Raw genomic sequence first — 24377 nt, 5'->3', positions numbered from 1 at the left:
TGCGCCCTGAACACCTTCATTCTCTCTTGGGGTACTGACAACCGGCGCCGGCTCAGCCCTTCTCCAGGTAGGCCGCCCGGTCCGCGTCGACCAGGCCGGCCAGCTCCGCGCGCAGGTCCTGGTGGTCCGTCAGTTCGGGGTCGGCGGCGACCAGCCGCACGGCCTCCTCGCGGGCGGCCGCGATCACCTCCTCGTCCTCCAGCACCGAGAGCACCTTGAGCGAGGACTTCACCCCGGACTGGGCCTGGCCCAGCACGTCGCCCTCGCGGCGCTGCTCCAGGTCGATCCGGGACAGCTCGAAGCCGTCCAGGGTGGCCGCCACCGCGTCCAGCCGGGCCCGGGCGGCGCTGCCCGCGGGCATCTCGCTGACCAGCAGGCACAGGCCCGGCGCGGCGCCCCGGCCGACCCGGCCGCGCAGCTGGTGCAGCTGGGAGACGCCGAACCGGTCGGCGTCCATGATCACCATGGCGGTGGAGTTGGGCACGTTGACCCCGACCTCGATCACCGTGGTGGCCACCAGCACGTCGACCTGCCCGGCGGTGAACCGGCGCATCACCTCGTCCTTGGCCTCGGGGGCCAGCCGGCCGTGCAGGATCTCCACCCGCAGCCCGGCCAGCGGGCCGCGGGTCAGCTGCTCGGCCGTCTCCACCACGCTCAGCGGCGGCCGGCGCTCCTCGCTGCCGGCGCCCCCGTCCTGGGCCGACTCCCCCGGCTCCTCCGGGTCCGCCTCGGCGGCCCGGCGCTTCTTCGGCTTCTCCGGCTCCTCGTCGCCGATCCGCGGGCAGACCACGTAGGCCTGGTGGCCCTTGCCCACCTCCTCGCGGATCCGCTCCCAGGCCCGGGCCAGGAAGTTGGGCTTCTCCAGGGCCGGCACCACGTGGGTGGAGATCGGCGAGCGGCCGGCCGGCAGCTGGTCCAGCACCGAGGTCTCCAGGTCGCCGAAGACCGTCATGGCCACCGTGCGCGGGATCGGGGTGGCGGTCATCACCAGCAGGTGCGGCGGCTGGCCGCCCTTGGCCCGCAGCGCGTCCCGCTGCTCGACACCGAACCGGTGCTGCTCGTCCACCACCACCAGGCCCAGGTCCTGGAACTGCACCTTGTCCTCGATCAGCGCGTGGGTGCCGATGGCGATCCCGGCGTCGCCGCAGGCCATGTCGAGCAGCACCTGGCGGCGGGCCGCGGTGCCCATCGAGCCGGTCAGCAGCACCACCTTGGTGCCCAGCTCGGAGCCGCCGAGCATGCCGCCCTCGGCCAGCTCGCCCATCATCTCCACGATCGAGCGGTGGTGCTGCTGGGCCAGCACCTCGGTGGGCGCCAGCAGCGCGGCCTGGCCGCCGGCGTCCACCACGGCCAGCATCGCGCGCAGCGCCACCAGGGTCTTGCCGGAGCCGACCTCGCCCTGCAGCAGACGGTGCATCGGGTGCTCGGTGGCCAGATCGGCGAAGAGGTCGGCGCCGACCCGCTGCTGACCGTCCGTCAGGGTGAACGGGAGCTTGGCGTCGAAGGCGTCCAGCAGCCCGCCCGGCACCCGCCGGCGCGGCACGGCCGGCGAGGCCGCGGCGGCCGCCCGGCGCTGGGCCAGCGCGACCTGCAGCACGAACGCCTCGTCCCACCGCAGCCGCTCCTTGGCCCGCTCCAACTCCGCCTGGTTGCGCGGACGGTGGATCAGCTCCAGGGCCTCGGGCAGCGGGATCAGGCCGCGCTCGGCGCGCAGCGCGGCGGGCAGCGGCTCGCCGACATCGCCCAGGTGCTTGTCCAGCGCGGTCTGCACCGCCAGCGCCAGCTTCCAGCTGGGCAGCTGGGCGCTGGCCGGGTAGACCGGGATCAGTCGGCCGGCGAACTGCTCGGCGGCGGTGGAGCCCTCCTCCTCGTCCAGCAGCTGGTAGTCGGGCGAGGCCAGCTGGCGGGTCCGGTTGAAGACGCCCACCTTGCCCGCGAACAGGCCCTGGGCGCCCGGCCGCAGCTCCTTCTGCCGCCAGCCCTGGTTGAAGAAGACCAGCGTGAGCCGGGCCCGCCCGTCGGTGACGACCACCTCCAGCCGGTCGCCCCTGCGGCCGCGGAACGGGATCAGGGTGACCTTCTCGATCCGGGCCAGCACGGTGGCGTGCTCGTCCACCTCCAGCTCGTCCAGGCTGGTCAGCTGGCCGCGTTCGGCGTACCGGCGCGGGTAGTGGTGCAGCAGGTCGGCGACCGTGTGCAGCTTCAGGCCGTCGGCCAGCGCCTTCGCGGTGCGCGGGCCGACCAGCTTGGTCAGGGGTTCGTCGAGAGCAGCCATCGGATCCAATGGAACACCACGGCGGGGACAGCACCTGCCGCGCGACGCCCGCTACTCGACGCCGATGAGCAGCGGGGCGCTCTCCTGGCCGCCGTCGAAGACCAGCGTGTCCACCTCGGGGCGCTGGCGCCGGGCGTGCGCGACCAGGGTGTCGGCCAGTTCCGGGCCCGTCCCCTCGCCCAGCACCAGGGTGACCAGTTCGCCGCCGGCCGCCAGCATCCGGGAGAGCACCTCGGCGCCGGTCTCGGCGATCCCGGGGCCGATCACCGCCACGTCGCCGTCGATCAGCCCGAGCACGTCGCCGGCCTGGCAGACCCCGGCCATGGTCCAGGACTCCCCCTCGGCCACCGCGAGTTCGGCGTACCGGGTGGCGCCGGCCGCGGAGGTCATGGCCACCACGTCCTCGTCGAACCGGCGGCCGGCCTCGTGCACCGCGAGCGCGGCCAGGCCCTGCACCGGCGAGCGGGTGGGCAGCACCGCGATCCGCAGGCCCTCCTCGCGCAGTTGGTCGGCCGCCGCCCCGGCGCCGGCCCGCAGTTCGGGGTCGTTGAGCAGCAGGATCACCTCGCGGGCCGCGCACCGGCGCACGGCCTCGGCCAGTTCGGCACTGGACGGCGGGGCGTCCGGATCGGCGGCCAGCACCGCGGCGCCCGCCTCGCGGCACAGCTCGGCCAGACCCGCGCCGGTGACCACACTGAGCACCACCCGCTCGGCCGGCGCCTGCACCGCCCCGGCCCGATGGCCGGTCCTGGCGGCGGCCTCCGCGAAGTGGGTGATCCGGATCTGGTGCGGGCGCCCGGCCAGCACCCCGGCCTCCACCGCGGCGCCCGCGTCGTCGACGTGCACGTGGACGTTCCACAGCCCGTCGCCGCCGCCGATCACCAGCGAGTCGCCCAGCGCGGCCAGGCTCGCGCGCAATGCGGGCAGCTCGCTCTCCGGCGCGTCCAACAGGTAGATCACCTCGAAGGCCGGGTGGCCGGGCAGCCGCTCGGGCTCCGCGCAGGTGACCTGTGCCGCCGGCAGGTCGGCACCGAGCGCCAGCGGGCCCATCGGCTGCTGCCCGGCCACCGCGTCGGCCAGCGCGCCCAGCACCGCGACCAGCCCGCGCCCGCCGGCGTCCACCACCCCGGCCCGGGCCAGCACCGAGAGCTGCTCGGGGGTGCGCAGCAGCGCGCCGCGGGCACTGCGGTGGGCGCTGGCGGCGACCTCGGCCAGGCCGCCGACGGTCTGCCCCGCGCTCTCGGCGGCCCGCGCGGCCACCGTGAGCAGGGTGCCCTCGACCGGGTCGGCCACCGCCAGGTAGGCGGACTCGGCGCCCCGGGCCAGCGCCGCCTGCAGCGCCTCGGGGCCGCCGCCGCGCTCGGCCAGCACCTCGGCGACCCCGCGCAGCAGTTGGGCCAGGATCACCCCGGAGTTGCCGCGCGCACCCAGCAGCGCGCCCTTGGCCATCGCCCTGGCGGTGGCGGGCAGCGCGGGGTCCGCGCCGGACTCGAAGCAGCGCTCCACGGCGGCGGTGGCGGACTCGACGGTCAGGTAGAGGTTGGTGCCGGTGTCACCGTCCGGCACCGGGTAGACGTTCAGCGCGTCGATCTCCTCGCGCGCCTGGCCGAGGGCGGACAGCGCGAGGCGGCACCAGGTCCGGACGGCGGGGGCGTCGAGCGTCTCCAGCACCGGGTCTCCTCCAGGTGAACGCGACGGAACGGGCGGGGGTCCGCTGGGCAGGCTATCGGGGCCCGGGCAGGTTGTGCGGCCGCCGGGCGAGCCCGGCCGTCGAAGCGATCAACCGCCCGGACATGGTAATTTCGTGAGACCGAAGCGGTCGTTGTATGCTGCTCCGGTTGCCTGGAACAGTCCGGGCTTCCCCCTTGACCCGATCAGGTCCACGCTGAGTGGCCCAGGTTGATCAGCCGGGGTTATTCGAACGTAAATGATCTGAAGTCTTGGAGTGACTCCTGTGGCTGCCAACTGCGACGTCTGCGGCAAGGGGCCGGGCTTCGGCAACAACATCTCCCACTCGCACCGCCGTACCCGCCGTCGTTGGAACCCCAACATTCAGACGGTACGCGCTGTGATCGGGCGTACGCCGAAGCGGCTCAACGTGTGCACCTCGTGCATCAAGGCCGGTAAGGTCTCGCGCTGACGCGCAGACCGGCACGCCGGTCCTCTTGCGAAGAGCCGGTCCACCCCTCGTGGGTGGACCGGCTCTTCGGCTTGCCCCGGCTGCGCCCCGAGCGGGCGCCCGGGGCGGGCCGACGGCTCAGCCGCGGGTGAGCCAGCCGTGGTCCACCGGGCCGATCCCGCCGCCCAGGGCGAAACCGCCGCGGATCGCCCCGGTCACGTACGCCTTGGCCGCCGCCACCGCCTGCGGCATCTCCTGGCCCTTGGCCAGCTCGGCGGCGACCGCGCTGGCCAGCGTGCAGCCGGTGCCGTGGGTGTGCCGGTTGTCGTAGCGCGGGCTGCGGTACCAGTACTCCTCGCCGTCCCGGCCGGCCAGCAGGTCCGCGGCATCGCCGCTCAGGTGGCCGCCCTTGACCAGCACCCAGCGCGGCCCGAGCTCCAGCAGCGCGTCGGCCGCCGGGCGCATCTCGCCCTCCTCCAGCACCGTGATCCCGGTCAGCTGGGCCACCTCGTGCAGGTTGGGGGTGGCCAGGGTGGCCCGCGGCAGCAGTTGCTCGCGCAGCGTGGCGACCGCCTCGGCGGCCAGCAGCGCGTCCCCGTGCTTGGAGACCCCGACCGGGTCCACCACGACCGGCGCGGCGACGCCGGCCAGCAGCTCGGCCACCGTCTCGACCAGCTCGATCGAGGCCAGCATCCCGGTCTTCACCGCCTGCACCCCGATGTCGTCCACCACGCTGGTGAACTGGGCCCGCACCGCCTCGGCGGGCAGCTCCCAGTAGCCCTGGACGCCCAGCGAGTTCTGTGCGGTGACGGCGGTGATCACGCTCATGCCGTGCACGCCGAGCGCGAGCATGGTCTTCAGGTCGGCCTGGATGCCGGCGCCGCCGCCGGAGTCGGAGCCGGCCACGGTGAGGACGCGGGGGGGTGCTTGCTGGGACATGGCCCCAACCTATCGGGCCCCGCTCAGAGCACGGCCTCCGACTCGGCCCAGCGGTCGGCCGGCACGGTCTTCAGCCGGGTCACCGCCTCGGCCACCGGGACCAGCTCGATCTGGCTGCCGCGCAGCGCCGTGAAGTGCCCGAAGGCGCCCTTGTGCACCGCCTCCACCGCGTGCCAGCCGAACCGGGTGGCCAGCACCCGGTCCCGGGCGGTGGGGGTGCCGCCGCGCTGCACGTGGCCCAGGATCACCGGGCGGGCCTCCTTGCCGAGCAGGTCCTCCAGCTCGTGGGCCAGCCGGGTGCCGATCCCGCCGAAGGTCCGGTGGCCGAACTGGTCCACCTCGCCGTGGTCGAAGCGCATGGTGCCGGTGGCCGGCACGGCGCCCTCGGCGACCGCGATGATGGCGAACTTCTTGCCGCGGTCGAAGCGCTCCTCGATCATCCGGGCCACCCGCTCGATGTCGAAGGGCTTCTCCGGGATCAGGATCCCGTGTGCGCCGCCGGCCATCCCCGCGGTCAGCGTGATCCAGCCGGTGTGACGTCCCATCAGCTCGACCACCATCACCCGCTGGTGCGACTCGGCGGTGGTCTTCAGCCGGTCGATCGCCTCGGTGGCCACGTGCACCGCGGTGTCGAAACCGAAGGTGACGTCGGTGGCGTCGATGTCGTTGTCGATGGTCTTGGGCACCCCGACCACCGGCAGCCCGGCGTCGCTGAACAGTTTGGCGGCGCCCAGCGTGCCCTCGCCGCCGATCGCGATCAGCGCGTCGATGCCGATCCGGGCGGCCAGCTCCTCGGCGTGGTCCACCGCCCAGCGGATCTTCTCCCGCTGCACCCGGGCCGAGCCGAGCACCGTGCCGCCCAGGGTGAGCAGGCCGGTCACGTCGTCGTGCCCGATCGGCCGGGCGCGGCTCTCGATCAGTCCGAGGAAGCCGTCCTCGACGCCGACGATCTGGTCCCCGTGCACGTCCAGCCCCCGGTGCACCACCGAGCGGATCACCGCGTTCAGGCCGGGACAGTCGCCACCACTGGTGAGCACGCCGATACGCATGGCGGCAAGGCTACTCGGCGAAGTGGTCCCAGCCGGCCGTGCGCTCCCAGGGCGCGCCGTCCACGGTGACCCGGCCCCTGGCCCCCGGCCGGCTCGCTCCGGTGACCGTGCCGACCACCCGCCAGCGGGCCGGCAGCTGCACCCCGGGCGGGAAGGTGGCCGCGATCGCGTGGTCCTCGCCGCCGGAGAGCACCCAGACCAGCGGGTCCACCCCGACCGCCTGGCCGATGTCGGCCATCTGGGCCGGCACGTCGAAGTCGGCCGCCCGCAGGTCGATGTCCACCGCGCTGGCGGCGGCCACGTGGCCCAGGTCGGCGACCAGCCCGTCGCTCACGTCGATCATCGCGGTGGCGCCCAGCTCGGCGGCGGCCGGGCCGGCGTGGTACGGCGGCTCCGGGCGCCGGTGCGCCTCCACGAAGGCGCGCGGCGAGCGGAAGCCGCGGGCCAGCACGGTCAGCCCGGCGGCCGACCAGCCGAGCCAGCCGGTCACCGCGACCACGTCGCCCGGCTGGGCGCCGGAGCGGGTGACCGGGGCACGGCCCTGCAGGTCGCCGAGCGCGGTGATGGCCAGCGTGATGGTCTCGCCGCGCACCACGTCGCCGCCGACCACCCCGGCGCCCGCCACCTGGCACTCGTCGCGCAGCCCGTCCATCAGTTCGGTGGCCCAGGTGGTGGGCAGGTCGGCCGGGACCACCAGGCCGAGCAGCAGGGCGGTGGGCACCGCGCCCATCGCGGCGATGTCGGCCAGGTTCTGGGCGGCGGACTTGCGGCCCACGTCGTAGGCGGTGGACCAGTCGCGGCGGAAGTGCCGACCCTCGATCAGCACGTCGGTGGTGGCCACCACCCGGCCGTCGGGGGCGGTCACCACGGCGGCGTCGTCGCCCGGACCGAGCTCGACCGCGGGGGTCTTCGGCAGCCTGGCGGTGAGCTCCCGGATCAGACCGAACTCGCCGAGCTCGCCCACGGTCCCCTGCATGTGCCGTCCTCTCCAGAGTCTGCCTAGGCCTGGCCGTGCGGTCCGCGGCGCGCGCGCCGCGTGCGAAGCGTACGCCCACCGGCCCGCCCGGGGTCTCCCCTCCCGGGGCGGGGGCGCGGTAGCGTTGGTGATCCAGTCTTCGCGGCGCGCCCGCGCCGTAACCCGTCCACCCCCGCCCGGGCCGCGCCGACTGCTCGTCAGTACTGCCACCCCCAGCCGCAGGGAGGTCATCAGTGGTACAGGCATACATCCTGATCCAGACCGAGGTCGCCAAGGCCAGCACCGTCGCCGAAACCATCGCCGGGATCAAGGGCGTGATCCAGGCCGAGGACGTCACCGGACCCTACGACGTGATCGTGCGGGCCGAGGCGGAGTCCGTGGACGACCTGGGGCGGCTGGTGGTCGCCCAGATCCAGCAGGTCGAGGGGATCACCCGGACCCTGACCTGTCCGGTGGTGCACCTGTAGGCGGCCGGTCCGGCGCCGCACCCGGCACGGGTGCGGCGCCGCCGGGCTGCCCGGCCGCGCTCAGCGCAGGCCGGTGGAGCGGCGCAGCGCCGCCTGCAGCAGCCGGTCGATCAGCTCGGCGTAGGGCACGCCGGTGGCCTCCCACATCTTCGGGTAGGCCGAGATCGGGGTGAAGCCGGGCATCGTGTTGATCTCGTTGACCACCCAGCGCCCGTCGGTCAGCTGGAAGAAGTCGACCCGGGCCAGGCCCTCGCAGCTGAGCGCCTCGAAGGCGGCGACCGCCTGGCGGCGGATCTCCGCGGTCTCGGCCCCGGTCAGGTCGGCCGGGATCCGCACCTCGGAGGAGTCGATGTACTTGGCCTCGAAGTCGTAGAACTCGAAGCCCTCGCCGACCAGCACCTCGGCCGGCAGGCTGGCCCGCGGGCCGTCCTCGAACTCCAGGACGCCGCACTCGATCTCGCGGCCCTCCAGCATCGCCTCGACGATCACCTTCGGGTCGTGCCGGCGGGCCTCCTCGATCGCCGCGTCCAGCTGGGCCGCGTCCTTGACCTTGGTGATCCCGATGCTGGAGCCGGCCCGGCAGGGCTTGACGAAGACCGGCAGCCCGAGCGCCGCGATCCGCTCCCGGGCCTGCTCGCGCCCGGCCGAGCTCTCCCAGTCCCGCGGACGGACCACGGTGTAGGGGCCGACGCCGAGCCCGAAGGACTCCAGCACCCGCTTGGTGTACTCCTTGTCCATGCCGACCGCGCTGGCCAGCACGCCGGAGCCGACGTACGGCACCCCGGACAGCTCCAGCAGGCCCTGGATCGTGCCGTCCTCGCCCCACGGGCCGTGCAGCAGCGGCAGCACCACGTCCACCTCGCCGAGGGCCTTGGGCGCGGCGCCGGGCTCGCTCCACACCACCTCGCGCGAGGCCGGGCTGGCCGGCAGCGCCAGCTGGCCCTCGACGGAGTCGGCGACCTGGTCGACGTCCGGCATCCGGCCGTCGGTGATCGTCATCCGGTCCGGCTCGTCGCTGACCAGGGCCCAGCGGCCCTCGTGGGTGATGCCGACCGGCAGCACCTCGTACCTGGTCCGGTCGATCGAGCGCAGCACGCTGGCGGCGGTGACGACCGAGACACCGTGCTCGGAGGAGCGGCCGCCGAAGACGATGGCCACGCGCGGCTTGGCCGCCTGGTTCGGGGAGGTCGGTTCGTTGCTCATATCGAGAGGGAGACTACCGTGCGAGCTGTTCGGTTCCATGTAGCTGCGGCTCCCGGCGGGCGCCGGCCGGTCAGCGCCGCTCGGGCTTGGCCGAACGGCCCATCAGGTCCTTGAGCACCGCCTGGGTCGGGCGGCCGTTGTGCACCACGTCCACCACCGCCTCGACGATCGGCATCTCCACCCCGTTGCGCCGGGCCAGGTCGAGCACCGACTCGCAGGACTTCACGCCCTCCGCGGTCTGCTTGGTGGCCGCGATGGTCTGCTCCAGCGTCATGCCCCGGCCCAGGTTGACCCCGAAGGTGTGGTTGCGGGAGAGCGGCGAGGAGCAGGTGGCCACCAGGTCGCCCATGCCGGCCAGGCCCGCGAAGGTCAGCGGATCGGCGCCCAGCGCCACCCCCAGCCGGGTGATCTCGGCCAGCCCACGGGTCATCAGGGTGGCCTTGGTGTTGTCCCCCAGGCCCATCCCGTCGGCCATCCCGACCGCCAAGCCGATCACGTTCTTCACCGCGCCGCCCAGCTCGCAGCCGACCACGTCGGTGTTGGTGTACGGGCGGAAGTACGGGGTGTGGCAGGCCTGCTGCAGTCGGCGGGCGACCTGCTCGTCGGTGCAGGCCACCACGCTGGCGGCCGGCTGCCGCTTGGCGATCTCGGGCGCCAGGTTGGGTCCGGAGACCACCGCGACCCGGTCCTCGCCGACCCCGGCCACCTCGCGGACCACCTCGGTCATCCGCTTGGCGGTGCCCAGTTCGATGCCCTTCATCAACGAGACCAGCACCGTCTGCGGCCCGATCAGCGGCGCCCAGGCGGCCAGGTTCTCGCGCAGCGTCTGCGAGGGCACCGCGAGCACCGCGAAGTCCGCGCCGGCCAGCGCCCGGGCCGCGTCGGTGGTCGGGGTGATGCGGTCGGGCAGCACGATCCCGGGCAGGTACTCGGGGTTGGTGCGGGTGGCGGCGATGGTGTCCACCAACTCCTGGCGGCGGCCCCAGAGTGCCACCTCGCAGCCGGCGTCGGCCAGGATCATGGCGAACGGCGTGCCCCAGGAACCGGTGCCGAACACGGCGCAACGAGTCACCGCGCCTCCTCCTCGCTCTGCTTGGCGGCCGCCCGCTCGGCCCGGGCGCGGCGCAGGTCGTAGCGCTCGGCGGGGGCCTTCTCGCCGCGGATCCCCTCCAGCACCGCGGTGATCGCAGCCATGATCTCCTCGGTGGCCTCCTTGAGCACCTGCGGGGTGATCTCCTGGCCCTGGAACCGGCTCAGGTCGACGGCGGGACCGGCGGCCACCACCACCTTCTTGCGCGGGAACAGGCTCACCTTGGCCGGCTTGCCGCCCAGCCCCCGGCCGTACGGCGGGACGATCTCGTGCGCACCCCAGTGCGCCACCGGGATCACCGGGGCACCGGTGATCAGCGCCACCCGGGCCGCCCCGGTCTTGCCCTCCATCGGCCACAGCTGCGGATCCCGGGTGATCGTCCCCTCCGGGTAGAACTGGACCGCCTGGCCGCCCTCGATGGCGGCGATCGCGGCCCGGAACGCCTGCGCGGCGTCGGTGGAGTCGCGGTAGACCGGGATCTGGCCGGTCTTGCGCAGCATGAATCCGATGAACGGCACACTGAAGAGCGAGGACTTGCCCAGGATCCGCGGCGGCCGCCCGCTGTTGTACTGCCAGTGGGCGTACAGCACCGGGTCGATCACCGAGTTGTGGTTCACCGCCACCAGGAAGCCGCCCTCCTTGGGCAGGTGCTCCCAGCCGTGCCACTCGGGCTTGGCCAGGGCGGCGTTCACCGGCTTCACCAACACGGCGGCGAAGCGGTACCAGATCCCGTAGTCGGCGTTGCCGAATCTGGCGTACGAGCGGCGGGCCACCCCAGGTCCTCCTCGTGTGCTGCGGCACGTGGGGTGCCGCGGTGTGGGCGCGGAATTCGCACGGCGCGAGCGCGGTGTGCGGAGAAGCGGTCGCGGGTCATCCTCGCACGGGGGCACCCTGGCGGAGCGGGACGGCCCGGCGGAAGAATGTCGCCGATGACCCAGCACACCGTACGCCCACCGCGTGACGCCTGGAGCCTGGTGCTGCCGGTGAAACCGCTGGACCGGGCCAAGAGCCGACTGGCGCCCTTCGCCGGTGCCCGGCGCGGCGAGTTGGCGCTGGCCTTCGCGCTGGACACGGTCGCCGCGGCCCTGGCCAGCCCGCTGGTGGCACAGGTGCTGGTGGTCTCGCAGGATCCGCGGGCGAGCGAGCGGTTGGCCGCACTGGGCGCCGTGGTGGTCGCCGACGAGCCGGGCGGCGGACTCAACCCCGCGCTGTCGCACGGCGCCGCGCACGCGCGGCGGCTGCGCCCCGGCACGCCCTTGGCCGCCCTGTCCGCCGACCTGCCGGCGCTGCGCCCGGCCGAACTGACCCGGGTGCTGGCGGCGGCCGCGGGCGCCGGGCGGGCTTTCCTGGCCGATGCGCCGGGGGCCGGCACCACGCTGCTGGCCTGCGACGGCCACCGGCTGCTCGCGCCCGCCTTCGGGGGTGCCTCGCGCGCCCGGCACGCGGCCGGCGGAGCCCGCGAACTCACCCTGGCCGACGTGCCTTCGGTGCGCCGCGACGTGGACACCGGCGCGGACCTGGCCGCCGCCCTCGCCCTCGGGGTCGGCCCGCACACCCGGGCGGCGGCGGCCGCGCTCGTCTAGCGCCGGTCGGGGCGCGGGGCCCGCCCGGGGGCGCGGGGCCTGTCGGCGCGGGTCGGCCACTTATGCTGAGGCCCATGCAGGCCACCGCTTTCACCTTCGATGCCGCCACCCACGAGGGCTCGGTCCTCCTCGACGACGGCACTCCGGTGCCCTTCGACGCGGCCGCCTTCGACGCCGGGGGCCTGCGGCTGCTCCGTCCGGGCCAGCGGGTGCGGATCCGGTTGGCCGAACAGGACGGAGTGCGCCGGGTGGTCTTCCTCACCCTGGCCACCTTCCCGGACCCGACCGAGGCCTGAATCCCCCTCAACCGACGCCCCGTGAGTCGGCCCCGCAGTCATGCAGACGCCGCGGCGGCCCGCCCCCGAATCCGGGGAGCGGGCCGCCGCGGCGATGCGTTCCGGTCCTGACGGACCGACAGTGGACCCCAGGGGCCGCGCGATTACTTCGCGGCGGTCTTGCGGGCCGTGGTCTTGCGGGTGGCGGTCTTCTTCGCCGGGGCGGTCTTCTTGGCCGCCGTGGTCTTGGCAGCGGTCGCCTTGGCCGTGGTGGTCTTCTTGGCCGCCGTCGTCTTGGCGGTGGTCGTCTTCTTGGCGGCGGCGGTGGTGGTCTTCTTGGCCGCGGCCGTCTTGGCGGTGGTGGCCTTCTTCGCCACGGCCGTCTTGGCGGTGGTCGCCTTCTTCGCAGCGGTCTTCTTCGCGGGGGCCTCGGCCGCGGCAGCGGCGGCCCGCTTGGTGGCGGCCCGCTTGGCGGCGGCGGTGGCGGCGACACCCGACTTGCCCGGGGTGAGCGAGCCCTTGGGGGCCTTCTTCACCGAGGGGCCGTCCTTCGGCAGCTTCTTGCTGCCGCTGACCAGGTCCTTGAAGCCCTGGCCGGGACGGAAGCGGGGCACCGCGGTCTTCTTGACCTTGACCCGCTCACCGGTCTGCGGGTTGCGGGCGAAGCGCGCGGAGCGCTCCACCTTCTCGAAGGTGCCGAACCCGGTGACCGAGACCCGGTCACCGGCCACGACGGCACGCACCATGGTGTCGAGCACTGCGTCGACGGCCTCTGCGGCAGCCTTGCGACCACCCAGCTGCTCGGCCACCGCTTCGACAAGCTGAGCCTTGTTCACGTCTTCCCCTTCAGAAACGGGCGCCGGATGATTCCATCCGTTCAATTCGCACGTTAGGCATGTATTTGCGGACTTTCAATTACCAAACGCGCGAATCACCCTAGTGTCGCAATGGATTTGCGCGTCTGCGACCTCAGCCGAGCGGCGGATGCCCCTCGTCGAGCTCCTGCACAAAGCGACTCAACCGCCGCGCCGCCGCCGGGAGATCGCGCTTGGCGGTCTCGGTGACGATCAACAGCTGCCGGGTGAGAGCGGTCTTTGCTTCCGCCGACGCGTGCAGCGCGCGCACGCGGGCATGAGCCTGCTTCAACCGCTCTGCGACAAGGGCATAGAGCGCCGCGACTTCCGGGTCGTCGGTTCCCGCGCCGACCGGGCCGGCCTCGGGATCGACAGTCGGCCGATCGTCAATTCGACTCTCGGCTTCCCGGTCCGTGAACTCCGACGACGCGGGATCGCCACCCGCGTACGGAGGTTCATGGTGCCGGTGCATGCCTTGATTGTGCCATCTACTCAGAGTTGCGACGCGCGGGGCCCGTCTTACGACAAATCCAGGACTCCTTGTCCACCACAGCTGACGGCAGATCCTCACACCCAGTCAGGAGTGAACTCCCCCCCGCAACGGATGAAGGCCCGTCCCCCGACGGGGAACGGGCCTTCGGAATGTGCCAGAGTCAGGCGACCGGCTGGGTCCGGGGCTTGTAGGAGGGGCGCCGGGCTTCGAACGCGGTGATGTCGTCAGCGTTCTGCAGCGTGATGCTGATGTCGTCCAACCCGTTCAGCAGCCGCCAGCGCACGTTCTCGTCCAACTCGAACGCCGCCGTGATCCCCTCGGCCCGCACCTCGCGCGCCTCCAGGTCAACCGTGATCTCAGCGCTCGGGTCGGCCTCGGTCAGCTCCCACAGCTGATCCACCGTCGACTGCGGCAGCACCACCGTCAGCAGACCGTTCTTCAGCGAGTTCCCCCGGAAGATATCCGCGAACCGCGAGGAGATCACCGCCTGGAACCCGTAGTTCTGCAGCGCCCACACCGCATGCTCACGCGACGATCCGGTACCGAACTCAGGGCCGGCCACCAGCACACTGGCCCCCCGCCGCTCCGGCCGGTTCAGAACGAACGACTCGTCCTTGCGCCACGCCTCGAACAGCCCGTCCTCGAAACCCGACCGGGTGACCTTCTTCAGCCAATGAGCCGGGATGATCTGGTCCGTGTCCACATTGCTGCGCCGCAGCGGCACCGCCCGACCCGTGTGGGTGGTGAACTTCTCCATCACTCAGACCTCCACAACAACGTCGACACTCGACAGGTCGGCCGGCGCGGCCAACCGCCCCAGCACCGCGGTGGCGGCAGCCACCTGCGGCGACACCAGATGGGTACGCCCGCCCTTGCCCTGACGTCCCTCGAAGTTGCGGTTCGACGTCGACGCACACCGCTCGCCCGGCGCCAACTGGTCCGGATTCATCCCCAGGCACATCGAACACCCCGCATGCCGCCACTCCGCGCCGGCGGCGGTGAACACCTTGTCCAGGCCCTCCTCGACCGCCTGCAGCGCCACCCGCACCGAACCCGGCACGACCAGCATCCGCACCCCGTCCGCGATCCGGCGCCCCTGCACCACCGCCGCGGCCGCCCGCAGGTCCTCGATCCGCCCGTTCGTGCAGGACCCCACGAACACCGCGTCCACCTGCACCTCGCGCAGCGGCGTGCCGGCCGTCAGGCCCATGTACGCCAGCGCGTTCTCCGCCGCCACCCGCTCCTGAGGATCCTCGAAGCTCGCCGGGTCCGGCACCGCCGCCCCCAGCGGCGCACCCTGGCCCGGGTTGGTGCCCCAGGTCACGAACGGCGTCAGCGCACTCGCGTCGATGAACACCTCCGCGTCGAACACCGCGTCGTCGTCCGTGCCCAGCGTCGACCAGTACGCCACCGCGGCATCCCAGTCCGCGCCCTGCGGCGCGTGCGCACGCCCCTTCAGGTACTCGAACGTGGTCTCGTCCGGGGCGATCATGCCCGCCCGCGCGCCCGCCTCGATCGACATGTTGCAGATCGTCATCCGCGCTTCCATCGACAGCGCGCGGATCGCCGAGCCCCGGTACTCCAGCACGTAGCCCTGGCCGCCACCGGTCCCGATCTTCGTGATCACCGCCAGGATCAGGTCCTTCGCCGTCACGCCCTCGGGCAGCTCGCCCTCCACCGTGATCGCCATCGTGCGGAACGGCGCCAGCGGCAGCGTCTGCGTCGCCAGCACGTGCTCGACCTGGCTGGTCCCGATCCCGAACGCCAGCGCCCCGAACGCCCCGTGGGTCGAGGTGTGCGAGTCACCGCACACCACCGTCATCCCCGGCTGGGTCAGCCCCAGCTGCGGACCCACCACATGGACCACGCCCTGCTCCACATCGCCCAGCGAGTGGATCCGCACCCCGAACTCCGCCGCATTGCGGCGCAGCGTCTCCAACTGCACCCGCGACACCGGATCCGCGATCGGCTTGTCGATGTCCAGCGTCGGAGTGTTGTGGTCCTCCGTCGCGATCGTCAGATCCGTGCGACGCACCGGCCGCCCCGCCAACCGCAGACCGTCGAAAGCCTGCGGACTGGTCACCTCGTGCAACAGGTGCAGGTCGATGTAGAGCAGGTCGGGCTCGCCCTCGGCGCGCCGGACGACATGGTCGTCCCAGACCTTCTCCGCCAGTGTCCGTCCCATCGGGTTCCCTCCAGCCGGCCGCTCTGCCGGCCTGATCGTGGTCGTGGGGTGTGCCTGTCGTCCGGGGTTCTCCCGGGCTTCTCCATCCAGGGTGCCGGGTTCCTGCGAAGATTGAACTTGCGTCTCGCCCACTGAGACTGCAGTATCGGCGTATGGACAACTCTAGCGGCGTCGGCGTTCTCGACAAGGCCGCTCTGGTGCTCAGCGCACTGGAGTCGGGCCCCGCCACGTTGGCGGGGCTGGTCGCCGCCACCGGTCTGGCGCGGCCCACCGCCCACCGACTCGCCGTCGCACTCGAACACCACCGCCTGGTCACCAGGGACATGCAGGGCCGGTTCATTCTCGGCCCCCGGCTCGCCGAACTTTCCGCCGCGGCGGGCGAGGACCGGCTGCTCGCCACCGCGGGCCCGGTCCTGACCCACCTGCGCGACGTCACCGGCGAGAGCGCGCAGCTCTACCGCCGCCAGGGCGAGATGCGGATCTGCGTGGCCGCCGCCGAGCGGCTCTCCGGCCTGCGGGACACCGTCCCGGTGGGCTCCACGCTGCCGATGAAGGCCGGTTCGGCCGCCCAGGTGCTGCTCGCCTGGGAGGAGCCCGAGCGGCTGCACCGCGGCCTGCAGGGCGCCCGGTTCACCGCCACCGCGCTCAGCGGCGTGCGGCGGCGCGGCTGGGCCCAGTCGATCGGCGAGCGGGAGCCGGGCGTGGCCTCGGTCTCCGCGCCCGTGCGCGGGCCCTCCAACCGCGTGGTGGCGGCCGTCTCGGTCTCCGGCCCGATCGAGCGCCTGACCCGCCACCCGGGCCGGCTGCACGCCCAGGCCATCATCGAGGCCGCCAACCGCCTGACCGACGCACTGCGCCGGGCCTGAGCACCGACAGCAGAAAGGGCCGCGCACCCCGGTGCGCGGCCCTTCCGACCTGCGCCGGGCCAATTGTTCGGAGGCCGCACCAATGGCCCGGGAAAAGCGCACCGGAAAAGCGAAAAGCCCCCGAACTCTCGGGGGCTTGCCCCACATCTGGCTGGGGTACCAGGACTCGAACCTAGACTAAGTGAACCAGAATCACTCGTGCTGCCAATTACACCATACCCCACAGCAACCAGCCGATGGCTACAGTCTCCTGAGCTCCACCGGCTGACCTGCTAGTACCCCCGACCGGATTCGAACCGGCGCTACTGCCGTGAGAGGGCAGCGTGCTAGGCCGCTACACAACGGGGGCAAACTTGGTGATCCAGCTTCGTCGCCTCCGGGTAAAGCCCGTCCGGATGGTGACTGATGAAGGATCTGGTACCCCCGACCGGATTCGAACCGGCGCTACTGCCGTGAGAGGGCAGCGTGCTAGGCCGCTACACAACGGGGGCTCCTGCTATGCAGTTCGATGCTTCTCAACACCCTGCACTGCGTACCCCCGACCGGATTCGAACCGGCGCTACTGCCGTGAGAGGGCAGCGTGCTAGGCCGCTACACAACGGGGGCTTGCGGTAATGCTCGTCCTGCTGAACTACCGTACTGCGCTGGGGTACCAGGACTCGAACCTAGACTAAATGAACCAGAATCACTCGTGCTGCCAATTACACCATACCCCATCAGAACGCAACCCCCTGCGGGGTCTTGCTCGATGTTCGCGCCGACTCCGTTCGGTGGATCTCGGTGAGGCTTCTGGTTCCTCTCCGGTCCCTCCCGGGCGGCGCAGAAAGAACATTACCCGACGCGTGGCCCCGCTCCAAAATCGATAACCGCAGGCAGGCCGCGCGCGCCCGTCGGGCCTGGTCCCGCAGCGGTGCGGCGGCCAGGCCCGACGGCGGCTCAGGCGCCCGGCAGGGCGTCCAGGGCCAGGGTGAGGCGGCGCAGCGTCTCGGGGCGGCCGAGCAGCTCCATCGACTCGAAGAGCGGCGGCGAGATCCGGCGGCCGGTGACCGCGACCCGCAGCGGGGTGAAGGCGAACTTGGGCTTGATGCCCAGGCCCTCGACCAGCGCCTCGCGCAGGGCGGCCTGGATCGGCTCCGGGGTGAAGTCCGCCAGCTCCTCCAGCGCCTTGATGCTGGCCTGCAGCACCGGGCGGGCGTCGGCGGTCAGCACCTTGGCCGCGTCCTCGGCGTTCACCGCGAAGGCGGCCGGGTCGACGAAGAGGAAGCCGAGCATGTCGACCGCCTCGGAGAGCACCACCATCCGCTCCTGGGTGAGCGGGGCGGCCTTGCGCAGCAGCTCCAACTGCTCGGCGCCCGGCTCGGCCGGCAGCAGCCCGGGGGCCTGCAGGTAGGGCACCAGGCGCTGGACGAAGTCCTCCGGTGCCAGCATCCGCAGGTGGTCGGCGTTGATCGACTCGCACTTCTTCAGGTCGAAGCGGGCCGGGTTCGCGTTCACCTTGCTGATGTCGAAGGCGGCCACCAGCTCCGCCATGGAGAACCGGTCCCGGTCCTCGGCGAGCGACCAGCCCAGCAGGGCGAGGTAGTTGAGCAGCCCCTCGGGCAGGAAGCCGCGCTCGCGGTAGAGGTTGAGGCTGGCCTGCGGGTCGCGCTTGGAGAGCTTCTTGTTGCCCTCGCCCATCACGTACGGCAGGTGGCCGAACTGCGGGGTGGCGCCGGAGCCGACCCCGATCTCGGCCAGCGCGGCGTACAGCGCGATCTGACGCGGCGTCGAGGAGAGCAGGTCCTCGCCGCGCAGCACGTGGGTGATGCCCATCAGGGCGTCGTCCACCGGGTTGACCAGGGTGTAGAGCGGGGCGCCGTTGGCCCGGACCAGGCCGTAGTCCGGCACGTCCTTGGGCTCGAAGCTGAGGGTGCCGCGGACCAGGTCCTCGAAGACGATCGTGTAGTCGGGCATCCGGAAGCGCAGGATCGGCTGCCGGCCCTCGGCCCGGTAGATCGCCTGCTGCTCCGCGGTCAGCGTGCGGCACAGGCCGTCGTAGCCGGAGGGCAGGCCGTTGGCGCGGGCCGCCTCGCGGCGGGCGTCCAGCTCCTCGGTGGTGCAGAAGCACTCGTAGGCGTGACCGGCCTCGTGCAGCCGGCGGGCCACGTCCGCGTAGATGTCCATCCGCTGGGACTGGCGGTAGGGCTCGTGCGGGCCGCCGACCTCGGGGCCCTCGTCCCAGTCGAAGCCGAGCCAGCGCATCGCGTCCAGCAGCTGCTGGTACGACTCCTCGGAGTCGCGGGCCGCGTCGGTGTCCTCGATCCGGAACACCAGGGTGCCGCCGTTGTGCCGGGCGAAGGCCCAGTTGAACAGGGCGGTGCGGACCAGACCGACGTGCGGGTTGCCGGTCGGGGAGGGGCAGAAGCGAACCCGTACAGCCGGGTCCGCGGCCGAGCCGCCGGTGGGGTGTGCGTTAGCCACGCTTGATCACCTTGTTGGTGAGAGTGCCGATGCCTTCGATGGAGACGGCGACCTCGTCGCCGACGTTCAGGGGTCCGACACCCGCGGGGGTGCCGGTGAGGATGACGTCGCCCGGGAGCAGCGTCATGGCCTCGGAGATGTGCGCGACGAGCTCCGGGATGCCGCGGAGCATGAGCGAGGTGCGCCCGGTCTGGCGCAGCTCGCCGTTGACCGTGCAGGTGATCGCCAGGTCGGCCGGGTCCAGCTCGGTCTCGATCCACGGACCGAGCGGGCAGGCGGTGTCGAAGCCCTTGGCGCGGGCCCACTGGCCCTCGCGCTGCTGCACGTCCCGGGCGGTCACGTCGTTGCCGCAGGTGTAGCCGAAGACCACCTCGGACACCCGGTCCACCGGGACCTCGCGGCACATCCGGCCGATCACCACGGCCAGCTCCGCCTCGTGCTGCACGTCGCCGGAGAACGGCGGGTAGGCGATGGCCTCGGTCGGGCCGATCACCGAGGTGGAGGGCTTGAAGAAGGTCAGCGGGACCTCGGGCACCTCGTGGCCCAGCTCGGCGGCGTGGGCGGCGTAGTTGCGGCCGACCGCGACGATCTTCGAGGGGAGCATCGGGGTGAGCAGGCGCACCTGGTCCCAGCGGTGGCTCTCGCCGGTCAGCTGGGGGGTGCCGAAGGGGTGGCCCGCCATGGCGTGCAGCACCAGCGACTCGGGCTGGGCCGCGTCGCCCTCGACGACGCCGAAGGAGACGCTGCCCGCGGCGCTCCCCTCACGGACTGAGAACCTGGCAATACGCACGCTGCGCGACCTTTCCGGTACGGGGTCGATTGGGCTCCAGGCTATCGCCCGCCCCCACGCACGAGGGCGCCGCCACCAGTGGTGACGGCGCCCTCGGAGCGCGGACGGCAGGCCGGGGGCCGCTCAGCCCCGGTGCTGCTGCTGCGGCAGCGTCATCAGCTTGGTGCGCCGCGGGTTGGCGGTGCTGCGCGGCAGCTCGGTGGGGTACTCGACCGGCTCGAGGGCGGTACGGGCACCGGGCAGCTGGCTGAAGTCCTCCAGCGAGGCCAGGGTCGTGCGGCGCGGGTTCGCGGTCGAACGGGAGCCGAGCGTGGACCTGGTGGCGGTCGCGGCCGGGGACTGGGACATCGCTTCTACACCTCGGTGTCGTCGTGAAAAGGGGCGCTGTACAACGAGTCAGGGTAGGGACCGCATTTCACAGAGACCGTGACCAAAGCTACACATAGACCTGTGAGTTTGCTCACAATTTCCTGAGTAGAGGCCGCAATCCGGATATTTCACCCAAGAAGTAAATTCCGACAAAGCGCCCACAGCCGCCCATACCGGGAACGCACCAAGGGGGTCGGTTCCGGACGCTCAGTGGTCAAGTGTCCGAAAAGCGCCGTATTCGCGCCCCGGGTCGCACCGTCCGTGAAGTGCTGCGCGCGGTCGGTAGCCCCGTACCGCCAAGAGCCCCGCCCCTTGTTGGAGTTCTTCCGCTGTGCTGGAATGCCACGAACCGCCGGAGGAGAACCCTCCTCGGCATCGCAGCCGCCCAACACCGCGTCGAACGACCGCTCGGGCAACAGTGCGGTGCACAGGGGCTACCCACGGCGGCACGCGTGCATTCCCGGATCAGCCGGGTCTGCCGAAATCGAACTCGACACCGCTCCGTCCGCGGCGACGCGGAGGGGCGCCCGGTCCAGAGGTTGCGACGCCAGTGCAGGGACGTTTCAAAAGGGGTAGCGGCGCCGCAGGCAGCGCTTCGGCGCCCGAGCCCCTCGGTGCCCCCCACCAGTCGGAGCCGGACCCGGTGACGGGCGATCGGCTCAACCAAGGCCGGCTCGGCAACGAGGAGCCGCAGGTCGACGCCGCCGGTTCGGAACAGGACGAGGCGAGCCGCCGCGCCCGGTTGCGGACCTCGCTGACCCGCCGCCGGGCCACCGGTCTGGGCCGGCTGCGGATGCGCAACTGGCGCATCCGCACCCGCCTGATCGCGCTGCTGCTGCTCCCGGTGGTGGTCGCGCTGGTCTTCGGCGGCCTGCGCATCAACACCTCGATGCAGAGCTCGCAGCAGCTGGCCCAGATGGCCAACCTGAGCGACCTCGCGGTCCGGGCCACCACGCTGGCCGACGCGCTGGAGACCGAGCGCGACATCAGCGCCGGCCCGCTGACCTCGCACCCGGGGCAGCAGGACGACGACGTCACCGCCGCGCGCAAGAACACCGACGAGGTCAGCAAGGCCTACAACGCCCGCGCCGACTCCTTCGACAACCTGGACCTGTCCGGCGGGAACTCGCTGCTGATGCAGGTGCGCAAGGACATGGAGCTGCTCTCGCAGTTCCGCAACAACGCGTACACCCAGCCGGACAACATCGAGGCCACGGTCGCGTCCTACGACACGATCATCAAGGACCTGCTGTCCATCAGCCAGGACATCGCGCTGGCCTCCTCCAACCCGGACCTGGTCAAGTCGACCCGCGCCCTGCAGCAGTTCTCCACCGAGAAGGAGAGCAGCTCGATGCAGCGCGCGCTGATCAGCGCCGCGCTGGCCCGCCCGGGCGGCGCCGACCTGAGCCCCTCGGACCAGAGCTTCGGTTTCCGTCTGCGCACCGCGTTCGAGAACGCCTCCACCAACTTCAACTCGATCTACGGCACCGCCGACGCGACGAAGCTGCTGGCCCGGCTCCAGTACAACCCGCAGATCAACCTCTCCGACCGGTTCGCCACCCAGGTGCTGCAGGCCAACGGCATCAAGCAGGCCGACGTGCGGTCCTACAAGGACTGGTACGACCAGGCCAGCGTCCGGATCACCAACCAGCGGGCGATCGAGACCCAGCTGCTGGACGAGCTCAAGGGCAAGGCGCAGTCGCTGCAGGCGGCCGCCGACAACGACGCCATCGGCAACGGTGTCGTGGTCGCGCTGGTGCTGCTGTTCGCCGTGCTCGGCGCCGCCCTGGTGGCCCGCTCGATGGTGCGCTCGCTGACCAAGCTGCAGACCGCGGCCGAGGACGTCGCCGAGCGGCGGCTGCCCGAGCTGGTCAAGACGCTCTCCGAGGCCGATCCGCACGACGTCGACGTCACGGTCGAGCCGGTCGGCGTCAACTCCACCGACGAGATCGGCCACGTGGCGCACGCCTTCGACATGGTGCACAGCGAGGCGGTCCGGCTGGCCGCCGAGCAGGCACTGCTGCGCGGCAACATCAACTCGATGTTCACCAACCTCTCGCGCCGCAGCCAGGGCCTGATCCAGCGCCAGCTGTCGCTGATCTCCGAGCTGGAGAGCCGCGAGGCCGACCCGGACCAGCTGGCCAGCCTGTTCAAGCTGGACCACCTGGCCACCCGCATGCGCCGCAACGGTGAGAACCTGCTGGTCCTCGCGGGTGAGGACCCGGGCCGCCGGTGGACCCGCCCGGTCCCGCTGGTCGACGTGCTGCGCGCCGCCGCCTCCGAGGTGGAGCAGTACGAGCGCATCGAACTGGCCTCCGTGCCCTCGGCCGAGGTGGCCGGCCGGGTGGTCAACGACCTCGTCCACCTGCTCGCCGAGCTGCTGGAGAACGCGACCTCGTTCTCCAGCCCGCAGACCCGGGTCCGGGTCACCGGCCACGCGCTGCCGGACGGCCGGGTGCTGATCGAGATCCACGACACCGGCATCGGCCTGAGCCCCGACGACCTGGCGGAGATCAACGAGCGGCTGGCCAACCCGCCGACCGTGGACGTCTCGGTCTCGCGCCGGATGGGCCTGTTCGTGGTCGGCCGCCTGTCGCTGCGCCACGGCATCCGGATCCAGCTGCGCCCCAGCGACTCCGGCGGCACCACCGCGCTGGTCATGCTCCCGGTGGACGTCACCAACTCCGCCGACCGGCGCGCCCAGCGCCCCGGCGGCACGCCGAGCAAGGCCCCGCGCGGGGTCGGACCGACGCCGCGTCAGCAGCGTCCGCTGCCGGACGGGCTGCCCGGCCGCGGCGCCCCGGCCCTCGGCCAGGCCCCGCAGTCCGGCCCGGCCCGCCCGCAGCTCGGCCAGGCTCCGCAGGGCCCGCAGGCGCCCGCTCCGGCGGGCCAGGGCGCGCCGAGCGGCGGCCTGCCGACCCGCGAGGTCGGCCAGGCGCTGCGCGAGACCCCGACCGCGTCCGGTGCCCCGCAGCAGCAGGGTGCCCGTCGTCCCGGTGCCCCGACCGGCGGCCCCGGTGCTCCGGCCGGCGGCCCCGGCCTGCCGCGCCGCGGTGCGCCGCAGGAGCCCGGCCGGCGACCGGCCCCGCAGCCCGCTGCCGCCGCCGGCCCCGCGCCCGCCGAGCAGCAGGCTCAGCACGGCTGGGCGGACGCCCGGCCGCAGGGCCCGAACGTGCGCACCGACGTGGGCCCGGGCGGACGTCCCGGCCAGCTGCCGCAGCGTCCGCCCGGCCAGGGTCAGCCGCCGCAGGGGCAGCCGCCGTTCGCCCAGCAGCAGTCCGCCGGCCGGCCCGCACAGGGCCAGCCGCCGCAGCAGCGCCGCCAGCCGCAGCCTGCCGGTGACCCGCAGGGTCCGCCGACCCTGCAGCAGCCGGTGCTCGGCCCGCAGACCGGGGACCCGGCCGACACCGGTGCCTTCGCCCGGCCGCGCTTCGAGGCCAGCGACATCGACCCGCGCGACCCGCTGGGTCTGGGTCTGGTCGAGCCGGTGCTGCCCAGCGTGGGCGCCCAGCGACCGGTCGAGCAGCGGGGCGGCGAGGCCCGCGGCCAGGCCGCGCCCGCCGAGGCGCCGTACGGCCAGCAGCAGCAGTTCGCCGCCCGGCCGGCCCAGGCGGCGCCGCAGCAGCCGGCCGGCGGGCAGCAGTTCGGGCAGCAGCCCGCGCTGCCGCCGCGCCGCTCGCCGGAGCACGGTGCGCCGCAGGGCGGCCGCCCGGACGAGAGCCAGCAGGGCTTCCGCACCGGCGGTGCCAACCGGATGGCCTCGGTCCAGGTGAACCAGCCGTCGGCCGCCGAGCACGAGCAGCCGCAGCAGCAGGGCCGCCCGCAGACGTACCAGCCGCAGCGGCCGGGCACCTCGGCGCCGGGCTACACCCCGCAGCCGCAGTCGCCCGCCCCGCATTCGGCTGCCCCGCAGCCGGGTGGCGAGCAGGCACCGTGGCGTCCGTCGGCCAACGACGAGCGCTGGCGCCGGGCGGAGCAGCTGCGCGAGCCCTCCTCGGACGGGGTCACCCTGTCCGGGCTGCCGCGCCGCACCCCGCAGGCCAACCTGATGGCCGGCACCGCCGAGGCGGCGCCGCTGACCGGGCCCCAGGTCTCCCGGGCGCCCGAGGAGGTGCGCGGCCGGCTGACCAACCTGCGCCGCGGCATCCAGCAGGGCCGCCGGGCCGGTGCGGAGTCGACCCAGGGCATCCCCGTCCAGACCCCGCCGCCGGCCGACCGCCAGCAGCAGGGCCAGCCGTTCGACGGTTTCGGCCGCCCCGGTGCGACCGGCCGCGGCCCGCAGGGCTACCGTTCTGCGGCACCGGACGCCTTCGGCACTGAGAACCAGGAGCGTTGAGTTGAGTCAGATGAGTCAGGCTGCCAGCAACCTGAACTGGCTGATCAC

Annotated in this window: 21 protein-coding genes and 5 tRNA genes; 6 read left to right on the top strand and 20 right to left on the bottom strand. The window is 72.8% G+C overall.

Features of this window, described 5'->3' with window-relative positions:
* Window positions 1-52: 52 nt before the first annotated feature.
* Window positions 53-2275 (bottom strand): ATP-dependent DNA helicase RecG, encoded by a 2223-nt coding sequence (recG, locus tag C7C46_RS14740; RefSeq protein WP_110669699.1) that lies wholly within the window; start codon window positions 2273-2275, stop codon window positions 53-55.
* A 51-nt stretch (window positions 2276-2326) separates the two neighbouring features.
* Complete coding sequence (locus C7C46_RS14735) at window positions 2327-3946, bottom strand: DAK2 domain-containing protein (protein WP_110669697.1); 1620 nt, start codon at window positions 3944-3946, stop codon at window positions 2327-2329.
* A gap of 283 nt (window positions 3947-4229) precedes the next feature.
* Here C7C46_RS14735 and rpmB point away from each other — a divergent pair, with 283 nt between their 5' ends.
* A complete protein-coding gene (rpmB, locus tag C7C46_RS14730) occupies window positions 4230-4415 on the top strand; it encodes a 50S ribosomal protein L28 (protein WP_035846000.1) in 186 nt (61 codons plus the stop codon).
* A gap of 117 nt (window positions 4416-4532) precedes the next feature.
* Here the strand turns inward: rpmB and thiD are convergent, their stop codons facing one another.
* Genes thiD through C7C46_RS14715 form a run of 3 tightly spaced genes read right to left on the bottom strand, consistent with a single transcriptional unit; the run spans window position 4533 to window position 7358 of the window.
* Window positions 4533-5333: a bifunctional hydroxymethylpyrimidine kinase/phosphomethylpyrimidine kinase gene (gene thiD, locus C7C46_RS14725; protein ID WP_110669695.1), complete on the bottom strand. Its 801-nt coding sequence runs from the start codon at window positions 5331-5333 to the stop codon at window positions 4533-4535.
* Window positions 5334-5356: 23 nt separating this feature from the next.
* On the bottom strand, window positions 5357-6382 hold the full coding sequence (locus tag C7C46_RS14720; protein WP_110669692.1) for an ATP-dependent 6-phosphofructokinase: 1026 nt from the start codon (window positions 6380-6382) through the stop codon (window positions 5357-5359).
* 10 nt (window positions 6383-6392) lie between these two features.
* Window positions 6393-7358 carry a thiamine-phosphate kinase gene (locus tag C7C46_RS14715; protein ID WP_110669690.1) on the bottom strand — a complete coding sequence of 322 codons (966 nt, stop codon included), beginning with the start codon at window positions 7356-7358 and terminating at the stop codon, window positions 6393-6395.
* A 233-nt stretch (window positions 7359-7591) separates the two neighbouring features.
* Between C7C46_RS14715 and C7C46_RS14710 the strand changes: the two genes are divergently transcribed.
* Complete coding sequence (locus tag C7C46_RS14710) at window positions 7592-7825, top strand: Lrp/AsnC family transcriptional regulator (protein WP_110669688.1); 234 nt, start codon at window positions 7592-7594, stop codon at window positions 7823-7825.
* A gap of 60 nt (window positions 7826-7885) precedes the next feature.
* Here the strand turns inward: C7C46_RS14710 and C7C46_RS14705 are convergent, their stop codons facing one another.
* The 3 genes from C7C46_RS14705 to C7C46_RS14695 all read right to left on the bottom strand — a co-directional run bounded on the left by C7C46_RS14705 (window position 7886) and on the right by C7C46_RS14695 (window position 10891).
* Complete coding sequence (locus tag C7C46_RS14705) at window positions 7886-9028, bottom strand: D-alanine--D-alanine ligase family protein (protein WP_110669686.1); 1143 nt, start codon at window positions 9026-9028, stop codon at window positions 7886-7888.
* Between the two features lie 70 nt (window positions 9029-9098).
* Window positions 9099-10100, bottom strand: a complete 1002-nt coding sequence (locus C7C46_RS14700) for an NAD(P)H-dependent glycerol-3-phosphate dehydrogenase (protein WP_110669684.1) — start codon at window positions 10098-10100, stop codon at window positions 9099-9101.
* Entirely contained in the window at window positions 10097-10891 is a 795-nt protein-coding gene (locus C7C46_RS14695; RefSeq protein WP_110669682.1) for a lysophospholipid acyltransferase family protein, read from the bottom strand. Before C7C46_RS14695 ends, C7C46_RS14700 begins: the two co-directional genes overlap by 4 nt.
* A gap of 156 nt (window positions 10892-11047) precedes the next feature.
* Here C7C46_RS14695 and cofC point away from each other — a divergent pair, with 156 nt between their 5' ends.
* Window positions 11048-11701 carry a 2-phospho-L-lactate guanylyltransferase gene (cofC, locus tag C7C46_RS14690; protein WP_110669680.1) on the top strand — a complete coding sequence of 218 codons (654 nt, stop codon included), beginning with the start codon at window positions 11048-11050 and terminating at the stop codon, window positions 11699-11701.
* Window positions 11702-11775: 74 nt separating this feature from the next.
* Complete coding sequence (locus C7C46_RS14685; RefSeq protein ID WP_110669679.1) at window positions 11776-11997, top strand: hypothetical protein; 222 nt, start codon at window positions 11776-11778, stop codon at window positions 11995-11997.
* 143 nt (window positions 11998-12140) lie between these two features.
* Here the strand turns inward: C7C46_RS14685 and C7C46_RS14680 are convergent, their stop codons facing one another.
* The 4 genes from C7C46_RS14680 to leuC all read right to left on the bottom strand — a co-directional run bounded on the left by C7C46_RS14680 (window position 12141) and on the right by leuC (window position 15508).
* Complete coding sequence (locus C7C46_RS14680; protein ID WP_110669677.1) at window positions 12141-12812, bottom strand: HU family DNA-binding protein; 672 nt, start codon at window positions 12810-12812, stop codon at window positions 12141-12143.
* 133 nt (window positions 12813-12945) lie between these two features.
* A complete protein-coding gene (locus C7C46_RS14675; protein WP_484421951.1) occupies window positions 12946-13221 on the bottom strand; it encodes an SCO5555 family protein in 276 nt (91 codons plus the stop codon).
* 262 nt (window positions 13222-13483) lie between these two features.
* The gene (gene leuD, locus C7C46_RS14670) at window positions 13484-14080 is read right to left on the bottom strand and encodes a 3-isopropylmalate dehydratase small subunit (RefSeq protein ID WP_110669810.1); all 597 of its coding nucleotides are present in this window, start codon (window positions 14078-14080) and stop codon (window positions 13484-13486) included.
* Window positions 14081-14083: 3 nt separating this feature from the next.
* On the bottom strand, window positions 14084-15508 hold the full coding sequence (leuC, locus tag C7C46_RS14665; RefSeq protein ID WP_110669673.1) for a 3-isopropylmalate dehydratase large subunit: 1425 nt from the start codon (window positions 15506-15508) through the stop codon (window positions 14084-14086).
* A 152-nt stretch (window positions 15509-15660) separates the two neighbouring features.
* Here leuC and ndgR point away from each other — a divergent pair, with 152 nt between their 5' ends.
* Window positions 15661-16374, top strand: coding sequence for an IclR family transcriptional regulator NdgR (gene ndgR, locus C7C46_RS14660; RefSeq protein ID WP_110669672.1), 714 nt, complete (start codon window positions 15661-15663; stop codon window positions 16372-16374).
* A gap of 148 nt (window positions 16375-16522) precedes the next feature.
* Here ndgR and C7C46_RS14655 read toward each other — a convergent pair.
* From C7C46_RS14655 to C7C46_RS14620, 8 genes are all read right to left on the bottom strand, one after another.
* Window positions 16523-16597, bottom strand: a tRNA-Gln gene (locus C7C46_RS14655).
* Window positions 16598-16650: 53 nt separating this feature from the next.
* Window positions 16651-16723 (bottom strand) — tRNA-Glu (locus C7C46_RS14650).
* A gap of 66 nt (window positions 16724-16789) precedes the next feature.
* Window positions 16790-16865: transfer RNA gene (locus C7C46_RS14645), tRNA-Glu, on the bottom strand.
* A gap of 42 nt (window positions 16866-16907) precedes the next feature.
* Window positions 16908-16980, bottom strand: a tRNA-Glu gene (locus C7C46_RS14640).
* Window positions 16981-17018: 38 nt separating this feature from the next.
* Window positions 17019-17090 (bottom strand) — tRNA-Gln (locus tag C7C46_RS14635).
* Between the two features lie 220 nt (window positions 17091-17310).
* A complete protein-coding gene (gltX, locus tag C7C46_RS14630; protein ID WP_110669670.1) occupies window positions 17311-18834 on the bottom strand; it encodes a glutamate--tRNA ligase in 1524 nt (507 codons plus the stop codon).
* Entirely contained in the window at window positions 18827-19624 is a 798-nt protein-coding gene (locus C7C46_RS14625) for a fumarylacetoacetate hydrolase family protein (RefSeq protein ID WP_110669668.1), read from the bottom strand. Before C7C46_RS14625 ends, gltX begins: the two co-directional genes overlap by 8 nt.
* A gap of 123 nt (window positions 19625-19747) precedes the next feature.
* On the bottom strand, window positions 19748-19972 hold the full coding sequence (locus tag C7C46_RS14620; RefSeq protein ID WP_110669666.1) for a hypothetical protein: 225 nt from the start codon (window positions 19970-19972) through the stop codon (window positions 19748-19750).
* A 664-nt stretch (window positions 19973-20636) separates the two neighbouring features.
* Between C7C46_RS14620 and C7C46_RS37310 the strand changes: the two genes are divergently transcribed.
* The gene (locus C7C46_RS37310) at window positions 20637-24329 is read left to right on the top strand and encodes a nitrate- and nitrite sensing domain-containing protein (protein ID WP_281278544.1); all 3693 of its coding nucleotides are present in this window, start codon (window positions 20637-20639) and stop codon (window positions 24327-24329) included.
* Window positions 24330-24377: the final 48 nt, after the last annotated feature.

Source organism: Streptomyces tateyamensis, assembly GCF_003205575.1.
Classification (GTDB): domain Bacteria; phylum Actinomycetota; class Actinomycetes; order Streptomycetales; family Streptomycetaceae; genus Kitasatospora; species Kitasatospora tateyamensis.
The sequence above is the reverse complement of the archived record's forward strand: the minus strand, read 5'-3'. Positions and strand labels throughout refer to the sequence as shown.

Excerpts from the sequence above, each read along its gene's own strand:
- C7C46_RS14720 (WP_110669692.1), bottom strand. The coding sequence starts at position 6,382 with ATGCGTATCGGCGTGCTCACCAGTGGTGGCGACTGTCCCGGCCTGAAC.
- thiD (WP_110669695.1), bottom strand. The coding sequence starts at position 5,333 with ATGTCCCAGCAAGCACCCCCCCGCGTCCTCACCGTGGCCGGCTCCGAC.
- C7C46_RS14715 (WP_110669690.1), bottom strand. The coding sequence starts at position 7,358 with ATGCAGGGGACCGTGGGCGAGCTCGGCGAGTTCGGTCTGATCCGGGAG.
- recG (WP_110669699.1), bottom strand. The coding sequence starts at position 2,275 with ATGGCTGCTCTCGACGAACCCCTGACCAAGCTGGTCGGCCCGCGCACC.
- C7C46_RS14705 (WP_110669686.1), bottom strand. The coding sequence starts at position 9,028 with ATGAGCAACGAACCGACCTCCCCGAACCAGGCGGCCAAGCCGCGCGTG.
- leuD (WP_110669810.1), bottom strand. The coding sequence starts at position 14,080 with ATGGAGAAGTTCACCACCCACACGGGTCGGGCGGTGCCGCTGCGGCGC.
- leuC (WP_110669673.1), bottom strand. The coding sequence starts at position 15,508 with ATGGGACGGACACTGGCGGAGAAGGTCTGGGACGACCATGTCGTCCGG.
- C7C46_RS14685 (WP_110669679.1), top strand. The coding sequence starts at position 11,776 with ATGCAGGCCACCGCTTTCACCTTCGATGCCGCCACCCACGAGGGCTCG.
- ndgR (WP_110669672.1), top strand. The coding sequence starts at position 15,661 with ATGGACAACTCTAGCGGCGTCGGCGTTCTCGACAAGGCCGCTCTGGTG.
- cofC (WP_110669680.1), top strand. The coding sequence starts at position 11,048 with ATGACCCAGCACACCGTACGCCCACCGCGTGACGCCTGGAGCCTGGTG.
- C7C46_RS14620 (WP_110669666.1), bottom strand. The coding sequence starts at position 19,972 with ATGTCCCAGTCCCCGGCCGCGACCGCCACCAGGTCCACGCTCGGCTCC.